Origin of the sequence: Collinsella aerofaciens (assembly GCF_028209625.1) — a bacterium.
GTDB lineage: Bacteria > Actinomycetota > Coriobacteriia > Coriobacteriales > Coriobacteriaceae > Collinsella > Collinsella aerofaciens_AM.
Genome location: NZ_JAQLDU010000025.1, coordinates 1 through 14014 on the forward strand (window position 1 = coordinate 1; position 14014 = coordinate 14014).

At 58.9% G+C, this 14014-nt stretch carries 15 protein-coding genes and 5 tRNA genes; 17 read left to right on the forward strand and 3 right to left on the reverse strand.

Annotated elements, in window-relative coordinates:
- Positions 1-138: 138 nt before the first annotated feature.
- The 3 genes from PMW70_RS09230 to PMW70_RS09240 form a co-directional block, all read right to left on the reverse strand.
- On the reverse strand, positions 139-1443 hold the full coding sequence (locus tag PMW70_RS09230; RefSeq protein ID WP_271744687.1) for a type II toxin-antitoxin system HipA family toxin: 1305 nt from the start codon (positions 1441-1443) through the stop codon (positions 139-141).
- The gene (locus PMW70_RS09235) at positions 1444-1875 is read right to left on the reverse strand and encodes a helix-turn-helix domain-containing protein (protein ID WP_271744688.1); all 432 of its coding nucleotides are present in this window, start codon (positions 1873-1875) and stop codon (positions 1444-1446) included.
- Between the two features lie 128 nt (positions 1876-2003).
- Positions 2004-2582 carry a manganese efflux pump MntP gene (locus PMW70_RS09240; protein WP_271744689.1) on the reverse strand — a complete coding sequence of 193 codons (579 nt, stop codon included), beginning with the start codon at positions 2580-2582 and terminating at the stop codon, positions 2004-2006.
- A 374-nt stretch (positions 2583-2956) separates the two neighbouring features.
- Here PMW70_RS09240 and disA point away from each other — a divergent pair, with 374 nt between their 5' ends.
- From disA to rplA, 17 genes are all read left to right on the forward strand, one after another.
- Positions 2957-3997: a DNA integrity scanning diadenylate cyclase DisA gene (gene disA / locus PMW70_RS09245; protein ID WP_369831362.1), complete on the forward strand. Its 1041-nt coding sequence runs from the start codon at positions 2957-2959 to the stop codon at positions 3995-3997.
- Complete coding sequence (gene ispD / locus PMW70_RS09250; protein ID WP_271744690.1) at positions 3997-4725, forward strand: 2-C-methyl-D-erythritol 4-phosphate cytidylyltransferase; 729 nt, start codon at positions 3997-3999, stop codon at positions 4723-4725. The genes disA and ispD overlap by 1 nt, the downstream gene beginning before the upstream one ends.
- Complete coding sequence (ispF, locus tag PMW70_RS09255) at positions 4715-5209, forward strand: 2-C-methyl-D-erythritol 2,4-cyclodiphosphate synthase (RefSeq protein WP_006234975.1); 495 nt, start codon at positions 4715-4717, stop codon at positions 5207-5209. Before ispD ends, ispF begins: the two co-directional genes overlap by 11 nt.
- A 3-nt stretch (positions 5210-5212) precedes the next feature.
- Positions 5213-6679: a cysteine--tRNA ligase gene (gene cysS, locus PMW70_RS09260; RefSeq protein ID WP_271744691.1), complete on the forward strand. Its 1467-nt coding sequence runs from the start codon at positions 5213-5215 to the stop codon at positions 6677-6679.
- A gap of 167 nt (positions 6680-6846) precedes the next feature.
- Positions 6847-7761: a 23S rRNA (guanosine(2251)-2'-O)-methyltransferase RlmB gene (gene rlmB, locus PMW70_RS09265; RefSeq protein WP_271744692.1), complete on the forward strand. Its 915-nt coding sequence runs from the start codon at positions 6847-6849 to the stop codon at positions 7759-7761.
- A gap of 3 nt (positions 7762-7764) precedes the next feature.
- Positions 7765-8442 carry an NYN domain-containing protein gene (locus PMW70_RS09270; protein WP_271744693.1) on the forward strand — a complete coding sequence of 226 codons (678 nt, stop codon included), beginning with the start codon at positions 7765-7767 and terminating at the stop codon, positions 8440-8442.
- 223 nt (positions 8443-8665) lie between these two features.
- A tRNA-Thr gene (locus PMW70_RS09275) sits at positions 8666-8740 on the forward strand.
- Positions 8741-9454: 714 nt separating this feature from the next.
- Positions 9455-9536 (forward strand) — tRNA-Tyr (locus PMW70_RS09280).
- A 10-nt stretch (positions 9537-9546) separates the two neighbouring features.
- A tRNA-Thr gene (locus tag PMW70_RS09285) sits at positions 9547-9622 on the forward strand.
- 3 nt (positions 9623-9625) lie between these two features.
- Positions 9626-9702, forward strand: a tRNA-Met gene (locus tag PMW70_RS09290).
- A gap of 96 nt (positions 9703-9798) precedes the next feature.
- Positions 9799-10989: an elongation factor Tu gene (gene tuf, locus PMW70_RS09295; RefSeq protein ID WP_117563790.1), complete on the forward strand. Its 1191-nt coding sequence runs from the start codon at positions 9799-9801 to the stop codon at positions 10987-10989.
- A gap of 279 nt (positions 10990-11268) precedes the next feature.
- The gene (gene rpmG, locus PMW70_RS09300; RefSeq protein WP_022093895.1) at positions 11269-11418 is read left to right on the forward strand and encodes a 50S ribosomal protein L33; all 150 of its coding nucleotides are present in this window, start codon (positions 11269-11271) and stop codon (positions 11416-11418) included.
- A gap of 13 nt (positions 11419-11431) precedes the next feature.
- Positions 11432-11507, forward strand: a tRNA-Trp gene (locus PMW70_RS09305).
- Between the two features lie 76 nt (positions 11508-11583).
- Positions 11584-11922, forward strand: a complete 339-nt coding sequence (secE, locus tag PMW70_RS09310; protein ID WP_117840004.1) for a preprotein translocase subunit SecE — start codon at positions 11584-11586, stop codon at positions 11920-11922.
- Between the two features lie 3 nt (positions 11923-11925).
- Positions 11926-12462 carry a transcription termination/antitermination protein NusG gene (nusG, locus tag PMW70_RS09315; protein WP_006234984.1) on the forward strand — a complete coding sequence of 179 codons (537 nt, stop codon included), beginning with the start codon at positions 11926-11928 and terminating at the stop codon, positions 12460-12462.
- 120 nt (positions 12463-12582) lie between these two features.
- The gene (gene rplK, locus PMW70_RS09320; RefSeq protein ID WP_271744695.1) at positions 12583-13011 is read left to right on the forward strand and encodes a 50S ribosomal protein L11; all 429 of its coding nucleotides are present in this window, start codon (positions 12583-12585) and stop codon (positions 13009-13011) included.
- Between the two features lie 117 nt (positions 13012-13128).
- On the forward strand, positions 13129-13836 hold the full coding sequence (gene rplA, locus PMW70_RS09325) for a 50S ribosomal protein L1 (protein WP_089572518.1): 708 nt from the start codon (positions 13129-13131) through the stop codon (positions 13834-13836).
- The last annotated feature ends 178 nt before the right edge of the window (positions 13837-14014 follow it).

Below are 14014 nucleotides of genomic sequence, written 5' to 3' on the forward strand. Positions count from 1 at the left end.
CTTGCCCGTATCGTAGGCAATGCGCCGAATGCTCGCCATCGAAATTTATCGGTGGCCCACTTCAGACTGTAATGGGCATCCGAGCTTTTGCGACGGGTGCCCCCCCTCTTCTTTTAAGAAATGTGGATTGATTGGCGCCTAGCCCATATCCGCCTTGATGAGGTCGAGGGTGCGCTGGCAGTTTTCGCGGACGGGGCCGAGCATGTGCTCGCGCAGGTCCGCCATGCCGGGCAGGTCGGCGTGTTCGTCCATGATCTCTTCCATGCAAATGGGCACCTCGTAGGCGAGGTCCATCATGGTCGCAAAGCAAAACTTCTCGGATAGCCCGGCATCGGTGAGCGCCGCCTCCAGCGCGGGGTCGCCCATACCGTGGTATCGGCGGATAGCGCCTGGACCGATGCGCCCCACTCGATTTTCGCCGCCAACGCTCATGGCAAGGCGCGCCCGGCGGCGCATACGTTCGTACGCCAAGCCCGATGCGACATCGTACATGGGTGCGAGCGCTGCGTTTGTGCCTTTACCTAGGATGAGCGAGTAGTTTTTAGCGTGTGCGTCAGGCGCTCCGATAATGGCGTTATAGAACAACATATAGGTAAAAAGCACAAGATTCATGTGGTGGGGGACTGTGTTAATCAGTCGTTCTTGGATGTCTCGTGTGGTTGGTCCTCCGTCGGCGGTGTATTTCTGGCTTGGCAATACACCGAGCGCCTGGCAAAAGTCCTCCTGATGCAGCCTTTCGATATTTCCGCTGCTATTGACCATTCTGTCGTACCGTTCAACGACGAGCGCGGCTTCGTCTTCAAATGTGCAATAGGAGACGTTGGCAGTTGGAATGCCAACACGCCGAGCCGTTTTCATGCAGACGAATTCGTTTAAGGCCTGATGTTTGAACCCAACGACACCATTTTTGAAGATATGGGTAGTGGGGGATGACCCTAGACATTCGCACCATTGGCCATCATGCCAAGCTAGTGCAAATTTGCCTTGGTTGCCGCCCAGGGACCAGCTTTCGTTGGAGCCCATCCATGTCTCTCTTTCGTCATCGCGAATTGCTTTGAGCTTGTGAGCGATTTGAGAATTGGTAAGCGGGCGGTATGCCGAGACCCTGCCGCGGGCGGCGCCTAATTGATTGGTTCGACAAAACTGAACGGCCCCTGCGCAGTCAAGACCGATATGGCACAAGAGGGCGACGGGGTTGTTGGATGCAACGTCATACTCGGCGGCAATAGCGCGACGCTGCTCTTGACTGTCGGGCAAAAGGCCAAATAGGAACGGGCAGACGATGTTATGGCCATACGTGCGATTGGAAAGCGGCATTGTTAGCGATAGCGGTGCTCCGCGATAGGTTGGGGCGTATACAAAGCTGCAGAGTCCATGCTTGTCTTGCCGGAGAGTGCCTGCGATTTCGCCACAAATGAGGGTTGCAAGCTCCATCTCTGCCATTTATTTCACAACCTTACAGCCAAAGGAGAGGCCTGAAGTGCCGGAAAGGCCTTGCTCGGCTGCGATTTGGGCCAGCAAGGCACCATAGGAAGATGGCGTTCCCTGTCGAGCGGGTCGTCTGCCTACGCTTGGCTTTGGCAGGGCATTCGAGTTCGCGATAGGGAGGTCCGCTTTCGTCGTCGGATGTTCGGAGGGCGATGCGATGGAGTCGTTATCGCTTTGCGCAAAGAGACCTATGCCGAGTGCGTTAAAGACGGACAGCAACTTGTCGAGTCGAATGCCGGTGGCGTCTCCCAGCTCGAGCGATGCGAGCAGGCGCTCCGAAACACTGGCCGTTTTGGCGAGGGCGGCACGGGTGAGACCCTGAGCCTCGCGTGCCTGGCGCACGTAGATGCCAGCTTGGCGCGGTGTGGTGATGGGAAGGGTATTCACGACGATCTCCTAACGTGCAGACTTTTGCATATCAGTATGACATGCAAAAGTCTGCACGAAAAGGCCTCATGCAAAACTTTGCATGAGGCCTTGTACTGGCGTTGAGTTTTGAGCGATTGTGTTTGGCGTTACAGTGCGAGGATCCCAAGGTGCTCAAGCAAGATCTTAAGTCCGATGAGGATGAGCACGATGCCGCCCACGATGGTGGCAGGTTTTTCGTAGCGCGCGCCAAAGGTGTGGCCGATCGCTACGCCGGCGACGGAGAAGATAAACGTTGTGACGCCGATAAGCGATACAGCGGGAACGATGTCAACCGAGAGCGCCGCAAATGAGATGCCTATGGCTAGGGCGTCGATTGAGGTGGCGATGGCGAGGATCAGGTACTCGCCCAGGTCAATCTTTTCGGCATCCTTGCCGTCGCCTTCATTCTCGTCCTCGGTAAAGGCTTCCCACAGCATTTTGCCGCCGATAAAGGCCAAAAGGATAAAGGCGATCCAATGGTCGATGGGTCCGATGATGCCCATGAATTGGCTGCCAAGCGCCCATCCGATTACGGGCATGCCGGCCTGAAAGCCGCCAAAGAACAGGCCGAGCACCACGGCGACTTTAAGGTTGATCTTCTTCATGCCAAGGCCCTTGCAGATGGATACGGCAAAGGCATCCATCGAAAGGCCAACGGCGAGCAGCACGAGCTCTGCGAGTCCCATAGTCTGGCTCCCTCTCTGCGGGCGGGCCCGCGTGTACCTCTTGGGGGAGTAACAAAAAAGACCCGTGGCGTACGCGTTGCGCGCACAGCCACGAGTCTCGTTCATTAAGGCAAGCCAGGCCGCATCGGCCAGTGTGTTGACTTGCCGCGCCACCGGAGGCGAACCCGATCACGCGACTACTCCCTCATTTATGCGAATCCCGATGCTACCACATAAGCAGCTCATTTGGATTGGGGCTCTCAGCTGTGTTCGCTCATTCTGTAAGCATCGGATTTTGCGGGCGTCACAGAGGCAAACCGTGAGAAACTTATTGACGTTTATGGAGCGTATACGATGGGAGCGATGCCTTGGATAAGAACGAGCTGCAAAAGCGTATGGAACAGGCCATCCGCCTGACGGCACCTGGCCAGCCGATCCGCACCGCCCTCGACATGATCATTGCTGGTCACCTGGGCGCTCTTATTTGCGTCGGCGACACCGAAAACGTGCTCGCTGCTGGTAACGACGGCTTCCCGCTCAACATTTCGTTTACCTCGAACCGCCTGTTCGAGCTTTCCAAGATGGACGGCGCCATCGTCATCGACGGCGACCTCACCCAGATCCTGCGCGCCAACTTCCACCTCAATCCCGATCCCTCGCTTGCCACGAGTGAGACGGGCATGCGTCACCGCACCGCCGCCCGCATGTCGGTGCTCACGGATGCCATCGTGATCTCGGTCTCGGCCCGTCGTGCCGTCGTCAACGTGTACGTTCACGGCAAGAGCTACGAGATCCAGCCCGTCACCACCATCATGAGCTCGGTCAACCAGCTCGTCGCCACGCTCCAGACTACCCGTCAGTCGCTCGACCGCTCCCTGCTGCGCCTGACGGCCCTCGAGCTCGACGACTACGTTACGCTCGCCGACATTACCGGGATTTTCTCGAGCTTCGAGATCATGCAGCAGGCAAAGACCGAACTTAAGGATTGCATTGTCAAGCTGGGCAACCAGGGCAAGCTCGTGCAGATGCAGCTCGAGCAGCTCGCCGGCTCCAGCATGGATACCGAGTACGACCTGATGATTCGCGACTATGCGAGCGATTCCTCCGAGGCCAATGCCGAAAAGATCCGCGCCAACCTGAGCCGTATGACGCCCAAGGACTTGTCCGACCCGCAGCATGTGGCGGCGGTTCTGGGTTACGACGACCTGGACGAGGACTCCGTCATGACACCGCTGGGCCTGCGCACGCTTTCGCGCGTGTCCGTCGTGCGCGACGGCGTGGCCGAGAAGATCGTCGACGAGTATGGATCGCTGCAGGAGCTCATGGACGACATCAGCGAAGATCCGGAGCGCCTGGGCGACTTTGGCGTCAACAACCCTGCCATTCTTGCGGACTCCCTGTACCGCATGAAGGGCACCAAACAGGGGAACGCATAATGGCGCCCGTATGCGCCGTGGTCGTTGCCGGTGGCAGCGGCCAGCGCTTTGGTAACCCCGGTGGTAAGCAGCTCGTCAATGTAGCGGGCCGTCCGCTTATGAGCTGGTCCATCCGCGCATTTGACCGTAGCGATAAGGTCGGCCACATCGTCGTGGTTTGCCCTGCCGAGCGTCGTGCCGAGATGCGCCGCCTGGCCATCAGCCCGTATTCGTATAGCACGCCCATCAGCTTTGCCGATGCCGGCGAGACCCGCCAGGATTCCACCCGCGCCGGCGTGCACGCGGTGCCGGCGGGTTTCGAATATGTCGCCATCCACGATGGCGCCCGTCCGCTCATTACGACCGAGGCTATCGACCACGCTATCGACGTGCTCGTGAGCGACCGTGCCCTCGACGGTGTCGTGTGCGGCCAGCCTGCCATCGACACACTCAAAATCGTCGATGGCGACAACATCGTCGAGACGCCGCCGCGCGAGCTGTACTGGGCCGCGCAGACGCCGCAGATTTTTAGTGTCGACGCCATGAAGCGCGCCCATGCCGCGGCGATTGCCGAGGGCTTTATCGGCACGGACGATTCGTCACTGGTCGAGCGCATGGGTGGGCGCGTCCGCTGCGTCCAGAGCCCGCGCGATAACCTTAAGGTGACGGTGCCCGAGGACCTGCGTCCCGTAACCGCGATTCTGCTTGGCCGCATGGCCGAGGGAGAGGACCTTCCCCATGTTCAGTAACCTGCGCATTGGCCATGGCTACGACGTCCACCGTCTGGTGGAGGGGCGTCGATGTATCATCGGCGGTGTTGACATTCCCTACGAGCGCGGCCTGCTGGGCCACTCGGATGCCGATGTGCTCGCGCACGCCTTGGCCGACGCCATTCTGGGCGCCTGCCGCGGGGGAGACATCGGCAAGCTATTCCCCGATACCGACCCCGCCTATGAGGGTGCCGATTCGATGGTGCTGCTCGCTCGCGTGATGGACTACGCGCGCGAGCTGGGCTTCGAGTTTGTCGATGCCGATTGCACCATTGCCTGTCAGCAACCCAAGATCACCCCGCACCGCGATGCCATGCGCGCCAACCTTGCCCATGCCCTGGGCGTTGACGTCGAAAACGTGGGCGTCGCCGCCACCACGACCGAAAAGCTCGGTTGGGAAGGCCAAGGCGAGGGAATTGGCGCCTGGGCCGTCTGCCTGCTACAGAAAACCGTTAAGGAGTAACGAATGCGTATCTACAACAGCGCTACCCATAAAAAGGAAGAGTTCCAGCCCATCGAGTCCGGCAAGGTCCGCATGTACGTGTGTGGCCCCACGGTCTACGACAACATCCACATCGGCAATGCCCGCACGTTCATCAGCTTTGACGTGATTCGTCGCTGGCTCATCGCGAGCGGCTACGAGGTCACGTTCGCCCAGAACCTCACCGATGTCGATGACAAGATCATCAAGCGCGCCAACGAGCAGGGCCGCACGGCCGCCGAGGTCGCGACGGAGTTCTCCGACAAGTTCATCGGCGTCATGCGTGCCGCCAACGTGCTCGACCCCGATGTGCGCCCCCGCGCCACCAAGGAGATCGGCCCCATGATCGCTATGATCAAGACGCTTATCGAGCAGGGCCATGCCTACGCCGCCGATAACGGCGACGTGTACTTTGCCGTGCGCAGCGATCCCAACTATGGTCAGGTTTCGGGCCGCAACATCGACGATCTGATGGTTGGCGCGCGCATCGAGGAGAACGAGGACAAGAACGACCCGCTCGACTTTGCCCTGTGGAAGGCCGCCAAGCCCGGCGAGCCCAGCTGGCCGAGCCCCTGGGGCGAAGGCCGTCCCGGTTGGCACACCGAGTGCGCCGCCATGGTGCATCGCTACCTGGGCACCCCGATCGACATCCACGGCGGCGGCTCCGACCTTGCCTTCCCGCATCACGAGAACGAGTGTGCCCAGGCCACCTGCGCCTGGCACCAGGGTTTCTCCAACACCTGGATGCACACGGGCATGCTGCTGGTAGACGGCGAGAAGATGTCCAAGTCGCTCGGAAACTTCTTTACGCTGGCCGAGGTGCTCGAACAGCACTCTGCTGCGGCCCTGCGCCTGCTGATGCTGCAGACGAGCTATCGCTCGCCGCTCGACTTTTCTTGGGAGCGCCTGGAGGGTGCCGAGAACTCGCTTACGCGTATCGCCGGTACGGTCGAGAACCTGCGCTGGGCCGCGAACCATGCGGCGGCCGATGCCGATGAGGCAGCATCTGAGGCGTTTGCCGCCAAGGCCGCCGAGACCCGTGCCGCCTTTAAGGAGTGCATGGACGACGACTTTAACACTGCCGGTGCCATGGGTGCTGTCTTTGGCTTTGTGACCGAGTGCAACCAGTACCTGGAGCAGGCGGGCGATGCTGCCGACAAGGCCGCCGCGCTTGCTGCCGCCGATACGCTGGTTGAGTTGCTCGACACATTTGGCGTTGAGCTTCCCGAGCCCAAGGTCGAGCTGCCGCTGGGTCTGCTGGGCGTTGCCGCCGGTCTGGTCGCCTACACGGGCGACGACGTGGACGAGGCCGCTGCCAAGATTCTCGAGGCTCGTGCCGAGGCCCGTGCCGCCAAGAACTGGGATCTGGCCGACGCCATCCGCGACCAGCTCAAGGACCTAGGCCTGACGATTGAGGATACTGCCGCCGGCACTCGTATTAAGACTCTCTAATCCCTGCGGGTTTCCCAAGCACCCGACCGCCCGAGCCACGGCACCTTGCCTTTCAATCGTCGGGCATGACCTCAAGGTCTATGCCCTCCTCTTTCAAGGCAATCTGCCGCACCTCGGGCGGTCGGTCTATTTGTTTCGTTTGATAGTTGTATTTAGGAGGTCGCTTTATGGCCGACAATCGCAAGCGTGCGCCTCGTGGCGGCAAGCAGGCTGCTTCTGGCTCGCGTCCGATTCGCCGTAACGATCGCGCTGCTGCTTCCAAGGGACAGCGCGACCGCACCCAGGCCGCGCGTCCGCAGCGCGATCGCAACCGCGACGCTGTCCAGGCTCCCAAGGGCGAGTTTATCGAAGGTCGTCGTGCTGCCGCCGAGGCGCTACGCACTGGTTTTCCCATCAAGTGCGCGCTCATTGCCGAGGGCGGGGAGCGCGATGCCGCCTCGTCGCGTCTGGTCGATGACCTCAACGCCGCGGGCGTCCGCATTAAGTATGTGCCGCGCGCGCAGCTCGACGCACTGTCGAGCCATGGCGCTCACCAGGGCATTGCGCTCGAGGTTGGCAACTTCCCCTATGCCGATGTCGCCGATATCCTCGACCGCGCGGGTGACGGACCGGCGCTCGTCGTGGTGCTCGACCACGTGACCGACGACGGCAACTTTGGCGCCATTGTGCGTTCCGCCGAGGTCGTGGGCGCCGCGGGCGTCATCATCGCCAATAAGCGTGCCGCCGGCGTAACCGTGGGCAGCTACAAGACCTCTGCCGGTGCCGTCATGCATCTGCCTATCGCGCAGGTTCCCAATATCGCCCGTGCACTCGATGACCTCAAGGCCGCTGGCTTTTGGGTGGGCGGTGCCTCCGAGCACGCCGAAGGCAGTTGCTGGGATGCTCCCTTCGAGGGTCGCGTGGCTCTCGTCATGGGCTCCGAGGGCGACGGCATCTCGCGCCTAGTGCTCGAGAAATGCGACTTTTTGACCAAGCTTCCCCAGCGCGGCATGACCGAGAGCCTCAATGTTGCCCAAGCGACCACGGCGCTGTGCTTTGAGTGGCTGCGCCGCAACGCCGGCGAGCTCATGGGGGAGGAGTAGCGCATGTCCAAGAAGAACCGCGCCAAGTCCAAGGCCAAGCGCTTTGGCGAAGGCTCGGCCAAGCCGATTGTTTCGGCCGCGACCTATGGCGTGGGCGGCAATGCGTTTGCACAGGCTATCGCCGATCCAGTCTCGACGGTGCGCTCCAACAAGCCCGAGCTGCTGGTGGTTGACGGTTACAACGTGATCCACTGCACGCCGCGCTACGAAAAGCTCGTGTACGACCATTCCGACGATCCGTATTCCAGCGACGTTCACGATATGGCGCGCACCGCGCTCATCAACGATGTGGCGGCGTTTGCTCAAGGCCGCTACGAAGCCGTAATCGTGTTTGACGGCGCAGGCAATATCTCCAACGAGCGCCCCAATCTGCCGGCCCGCGGCGTGCGCATCGAGTTTTCGCCGACGGGCGTATCGGCCGACACCGTGGTGCAGAAGCTCTGCATCGAGGCGCGCGAGGAAGGCCGCGCGTGCTCCGTGGTGTCGAGCGACGGCACGATCCAGGCCGTCGTCATGGGTAAGGGCGTTACGCGCATCTCGAGCCGCATGCTGGTGGACGAGATCAAGCAGATAGATAACGATGTTCACGAGGCAGAGGAAGCTCCGCAGATCAAGATGACCCTGGGCAGCCGCCTGAGCCCCGATGCCCTGGCCAAGCTCAAGGCCCTGCGCGGGAGGTAGGGGATTATCCATAGAGACCCGTTTCCCAATTGGCCGGCCCGTTGATTTGTAATCAACGGACTGTGGGTTGCCGTCGCCAAAACGAATAGTTTTTGGTTTTGGCGAACGGATAAAACTATTCGTTCTGACGAATAGTTTTGAGATATGGTCGGTCGAAGGGTCTGTTGCGCCTCGTCCGCAATTCCTTTATTCTTAACTGGCTTCGCGCGAAAGCGCCAAGTGTGCCAGTGTGGCGCAACGGTAGCGCAACTGATTTGTAATCAGTGGGTTGCAGGTTCGATTCCTGTCACTGGCTCCATGAGAGTTTCGGGCCCTGTCCCCCTGAGGGACAGGGCCCGTTTCTATTTATGTCGATAAGTCAGCGTGTTTGGCGCCAACCAAGCTTCAGGTTTGACTCGATCTGTAACACGAAGAAGCTGAAAACCTTTCTTACTGTTACAGAATGAGACGTAAGCGGAGGTCTCTGCGTAATATCTCGACCTGTAACAGATAGGGGAGAAAATGTTCTCTATATGTTACAGATCGAGACAAAAGCCGTGTCGAGCTCGGCTGCCCCCCCCCTGAGCGTGGATTATCGGACGTACGAGCGTGGAAAATCTCCCGCTTAGTGAATGATCGTGGATAATCTGCCACTTTGGCCTTGGGGGCACGCCAATAGTGGGAGATTATCCACGCTCGATTTCAAACGGGAGAAAATCCACGCTCGAATCTGCCGCGGAAGCCCGATCTCGACCTATATATAGGTGCAAATAGGCTGTTATCGAAGTTCGATCCTGAAGGTGTACTCCACTACGCCAAAGTGTTACCTTGGGAAATGTCACCTCTGTATCCAAAACCACCGTCCTTCATATCCAAACACAGCAAAACCGCAGGTCAAAGGTATATAGATACGCCCGGCACCGTGTATCTAGAGGTTTTCGTTGACAGCCCCCAAGGTTGCATCGTATTATCTTTTTCGTTCGCGGGGGCGGCGGTCCAAAAGACCAAAGGACCTGCGAATACTTGAACGATTGGGAGTTTGCCCGAGTGGTTAATGGGGACGGGCTGTAAACCCGTTGGCTCTGCCTACATAGGTTCGAATCCTATAGCTCCCACCCGTCAAGTGCCTGTATAGCTCAGTCGGTAGAGCACTTCGTTGGTAACGAAGAGGTCACCAGTTCAAGTCTGGTTGCAGGCTCCATCCGGCGGTGTAGCTCAGTTGGTTAGAGCACACGGTTCATACCCGTGGCGTCACTGGTTCGAATCCAGTCACCGCTACCATAGGTAACACGGTGGCTTCTCAATAGTATGTTGAGAGGCCACTATGGTATAAAGGCAAAGTCCCGTCCGGGGACGACCTGTTAAGAGGAGGGCTTTATGGCCAAAGAGAAGTTTGAGCGCACTAAGCCGCATGTTAACATCGGCACCATTGGTCACGTCGACCACGGCAAGACCACGCTGACCGCCGCCATCACCAAGGTTCTCTCCGAGACCGAGGGCTGCAAGGCTGACTTCACTGCGTTCGAGAACATCGACAAGGCTCCCGAGGAGCGCGAGCGCGGCATTACGATCTCCGTCTCCCACGTCGAGTACGAGACTGCTGCCCGTCACTACGCTCACGTTGACTGCCCGGGCCACGCTGACTACGTCAAGAACATGATCTCCGGTGCTGCTCAGATGGACGGCGCTATCCTGGTCATCGCCGCTACCGACGGCCCCATGGCTCAGACTCGCGAGCACATCCTGCTCGCCCGTCAGGTCGGCGTTCCCTACATCGTCGTCTTCCTGAACAAGTGCGACATGGTCGACGATGACGAGCTCATCGACCTCGTCGAGATGGAGACCCGTGAGCTCCTCTCCGAGTACGATTTCCCCGGCGACGACATCCCCGTCATCCGTGGTTCCGCTCTGGGCGCTCTCGAGGGCGACGCCAAGTGGATGGACGCCATTCGCGAGCTCATGAACGCTGTCGACGAGTACATCCCGACGCCTGCTCGTAACAACGACCTTCCGTTCCTGATGGCTGTTGAGGACGTTATGACCATCTCCGGCCGTGGTACCGTTGCTACCGGCCGTGTCGAGCGCGGTGAGCTTAAGCTCAACGAGCCCGTCGAGATCGTCGGCATCAAGGATACCCAGAACACCGTCGTTACCGGTATCGAGATGTTCCGTAAGTCCATGGACTTCTGCGAGGCTGGCGACAACGTCGGTCTGCTGCTCCGCGGCATCAAGCGCGAGGACATCGAGCGCGGCCAGGTTCTCTGCAAGCCCGGTTCGGTTACCCCGCACACCAAGTTCACCGGTGAGATTTACGTTCTGACCAAGGAGGAGGGCGGCCGTCACACCCCGTTCTTCGATGGTTATCGTCCTCAGTTCTACTTCCGTACCACCGACGTTACCGGTACGGTCAAGCTCCCCGAGGGCACCGAGATGGCTATGCCTGGTGACCACATCACCATCGAGGGCGACCTCATTCACCCGATCGCCATGGAGGAGGGCCTGCGCTTCGCTATCCGCGAGGGTGGCCACACCGTCGGTTCGGGCATCGTCTCCACGATCATTGAGTAAATAAGCTCTTTGATATAGCTGACTTAGAGAACCCGGCACTTATTTGGGTGCCGGGTTCTTTTCTGCAATGGATATTGAGCCGTTGCTGGTGTCGAGAGGATCGATAATGGTCCTGGATGCACCGTCGATTAGATCTCGATGGCTTCATTGATGTGTTCCAAATATGAATGGATCCACCGAGAACCAATTGACTCGAGGTTTTCATTGACAGCACTTACGTGGAGCTGATAAAGTAACAACTCGTGCCCGTACGGGGCGGAAATGAAAGGTTCAGGATACATGCGTACTCTAGTTACTCTTGCGTGCACTGAGTGCAAGCGCCGCAACTATACGACCACCAAGAACAAGTCGACCATGCCTGATCGTATGGAGATCAAGAAGTATTGCCCCTGGTGCCGTCACCACACGCTGCACAAAGAGACTCGCTAGTCTCTAGTCATATACGCCAGTAGTTCAATTGGTAGAGCATCGGTCTCCAAAACCGAGTGTTGAGGGTTCGAGTCCTTCCTGGCGTGCCAGTCATTATTCCGTAAGCTCCCACTTGGGGGCTTACGGTTTACTCATGTATAAGCGCATTGCGCGGAGGTAACCCAAATGGCCAACAAGAAGAACAAGAAGAAGGCACAGCAGCCGGCACCTGCCAACAACGCTGCCGCCAACTCCAAGGTTGAGGCCAAGAAGGCCGTTGCCAAGAAGAGCGAGAAGGCTGCGAAGTCTAAGAAGAACGAGAAGCCTGGTTTCTTCGCCCGCACCAAGAAGTATTTCGCTTCGGTGAAGTCCGAGATGAAGCGTGTCACGTGGCCCGATAAGAAGGAGCTCGTGAACTACTCGGTCGTCGTTTGCGCTTCTCTGATCGTCGTCGGCGTCGTCATCGCTCTGCTCGATGCTGGCTTTGGCGAGGCTCTTGCTCTGTTCTCTGGATTGAGGGGCTAAACCATGTCTAAGCGTTGGTACGTCGTTCACACTTACTCTGGATACGAGAACCGCGTTAAGTCCGATCTCGAGCATCGCATCGAGACTATGGGCATGCAGGACCGTATCTTTGATATCGAGATTCCTATGGAGCGCGTCACCGAGATTAAAGAGGGTGGCAAGCGTGAGACCAAGGATTCCAAGATCTTCCCGGGTTATGTCCTGGTCCGCATGGAGATGGATGACGATGCTTGGACGTGCGTTCGTAACACGCCTGGCGTCACCGGTTTCCTGGGCGGCAACGGCAAGCCCGCTCCGCTTTCCCGCGACGAGTACAACAAGATGACTCGTCGTCCCGGTAAGGGCGATTCGCCCAAGCGCACCTCGGTTGATATTCAGGTCGGCACGTCCGTCCGCGTCACCGATGGCCCGCTTACCGACTTTGATGGCAAGGTCTCCGAGGTTAACACCGAGGCTGGCAAGCTCAAGGTCACGCTGATGATCTTTGGCCGCGAGACGCCGGTCGAGCTCGACTTTAACCAGGTCGCTGTCATCGCTTAAGTTTTCGTCCGTTCGCGCGAGCGTGCTTCTTCTGTGACTGCTCATCTCAGGAGTGCTTCTAACACGTGCGTGCTTACGATATAGCAAGTACTTCACACTCGTGATTCGAAAGGAATGACCATGGCTGAGAAGAAGGTTGCCAACGTCATTAAGCTCCAGATTCCTGCTGGTGCAGCTAACCCCGCTCCTCCCGTCGGTCCCGCCCTGGGCGCCGCTGGCGTGAACATCATGCAGTTCTGCCAGGCCTTTAACGCCGAGACGCAGGACAAGAAGGGTGACATCATCCCCGTTGAGATCTCTGTCTACGAGGACAAGTCCTTCTCCTTCATCACCAAGACCCCGCCGGCGGCTCACCTCATCAAGAAGGAGCTGAACCTCAAGTCTGGTTCCGCTAAGCCCCAGGCCGACAAGGTTGGTCAGCTCTCCCAGGAGCAGCTCACCAAGATCGCCGAGATCAAGATGCCGGACCTCAATGCCAACGACATTGACGCCGCCAAGAAGATCATCGCCGGTACCGCCCGCTCCATGGGCGTCACCATCACTGAGTAGCGATTTCTTTAGGTAATGACGGGTGCTCCGACCGGGGCGCCCGTTATATGTGTGCAATAGGGCACACGATACGATGTGGGAGGGCTCACGCCCGTTTAACCACAGGAGGTAATGCACATGGCTAAGCATGGTAAGAGCTATAACGCCGCTGCCGAGAAGATCGACCGCGCCACGCTCTACACCCCCCTTCAGGCTGCCAAGCTCATCAAGGAGCTCGACACCGCCAAGTTCGACGAGACCGTCGAGGCCCACTTCCGTCTGGGCATCGATACTCGTAAGGCTGACCAGAACATCCGTGGTTCCATCTCCCTGCCCCACGGCACCGGCAAGACCGTTCGTGTTGCCGTCTTCGCCGAGGGCGAGAAGGCCCGCGAGGCTGAGGCTGCCGGCGCCGACATCATCGGTTCCGACGAGCTTGTCGCCCAGATTCAGAAGGGCGAGATCAACTTCGACGCCGCTATCGCTACGCCGAACATGATGGCCAAGGTTGGCCGCATCGGTAAGATCCTTGGTCCCCGTGGCCTCATGCCGAACCCCAAGCTCGGCACCGTGACCATGGACGTCGCCAAGATGGTCTCCGAGCTCAAGGCTGGCCGCGTTGAGTACCGCGCCGACCGCTACGGCATCTGCCACGTTCCCCTGGGCAAGAAGTCCTTCTCTGAGCAGCAGCTCGTCGAGAACTACGCTGCCCTGTACACCGAGATCCTGCGCGTCAAGCCCTCTTCTGCTAAGGGCAAGTACGTCAAGTCCATCTCCGTGTCTTCCACCATGGGCCCTGGCGTCAAGGTCGATCCCGCTATCCAGCGCGACTTCCTGGCTGAGTAACTAACAGTTACTGCCTGAGCAAAGCAAGCATTGCTAAAGAGACCCGGTTCTGCCTCGTGCAGGACCGGGTCTCTTGCTTTTGAGTCAACGAAACCACCACGAAGGGGACAGTGAACTGCCTCCCATTTCTTGGACATCGGGAAATGGGAGGTTTTCCATGAGTATAGACCTCAGGGTG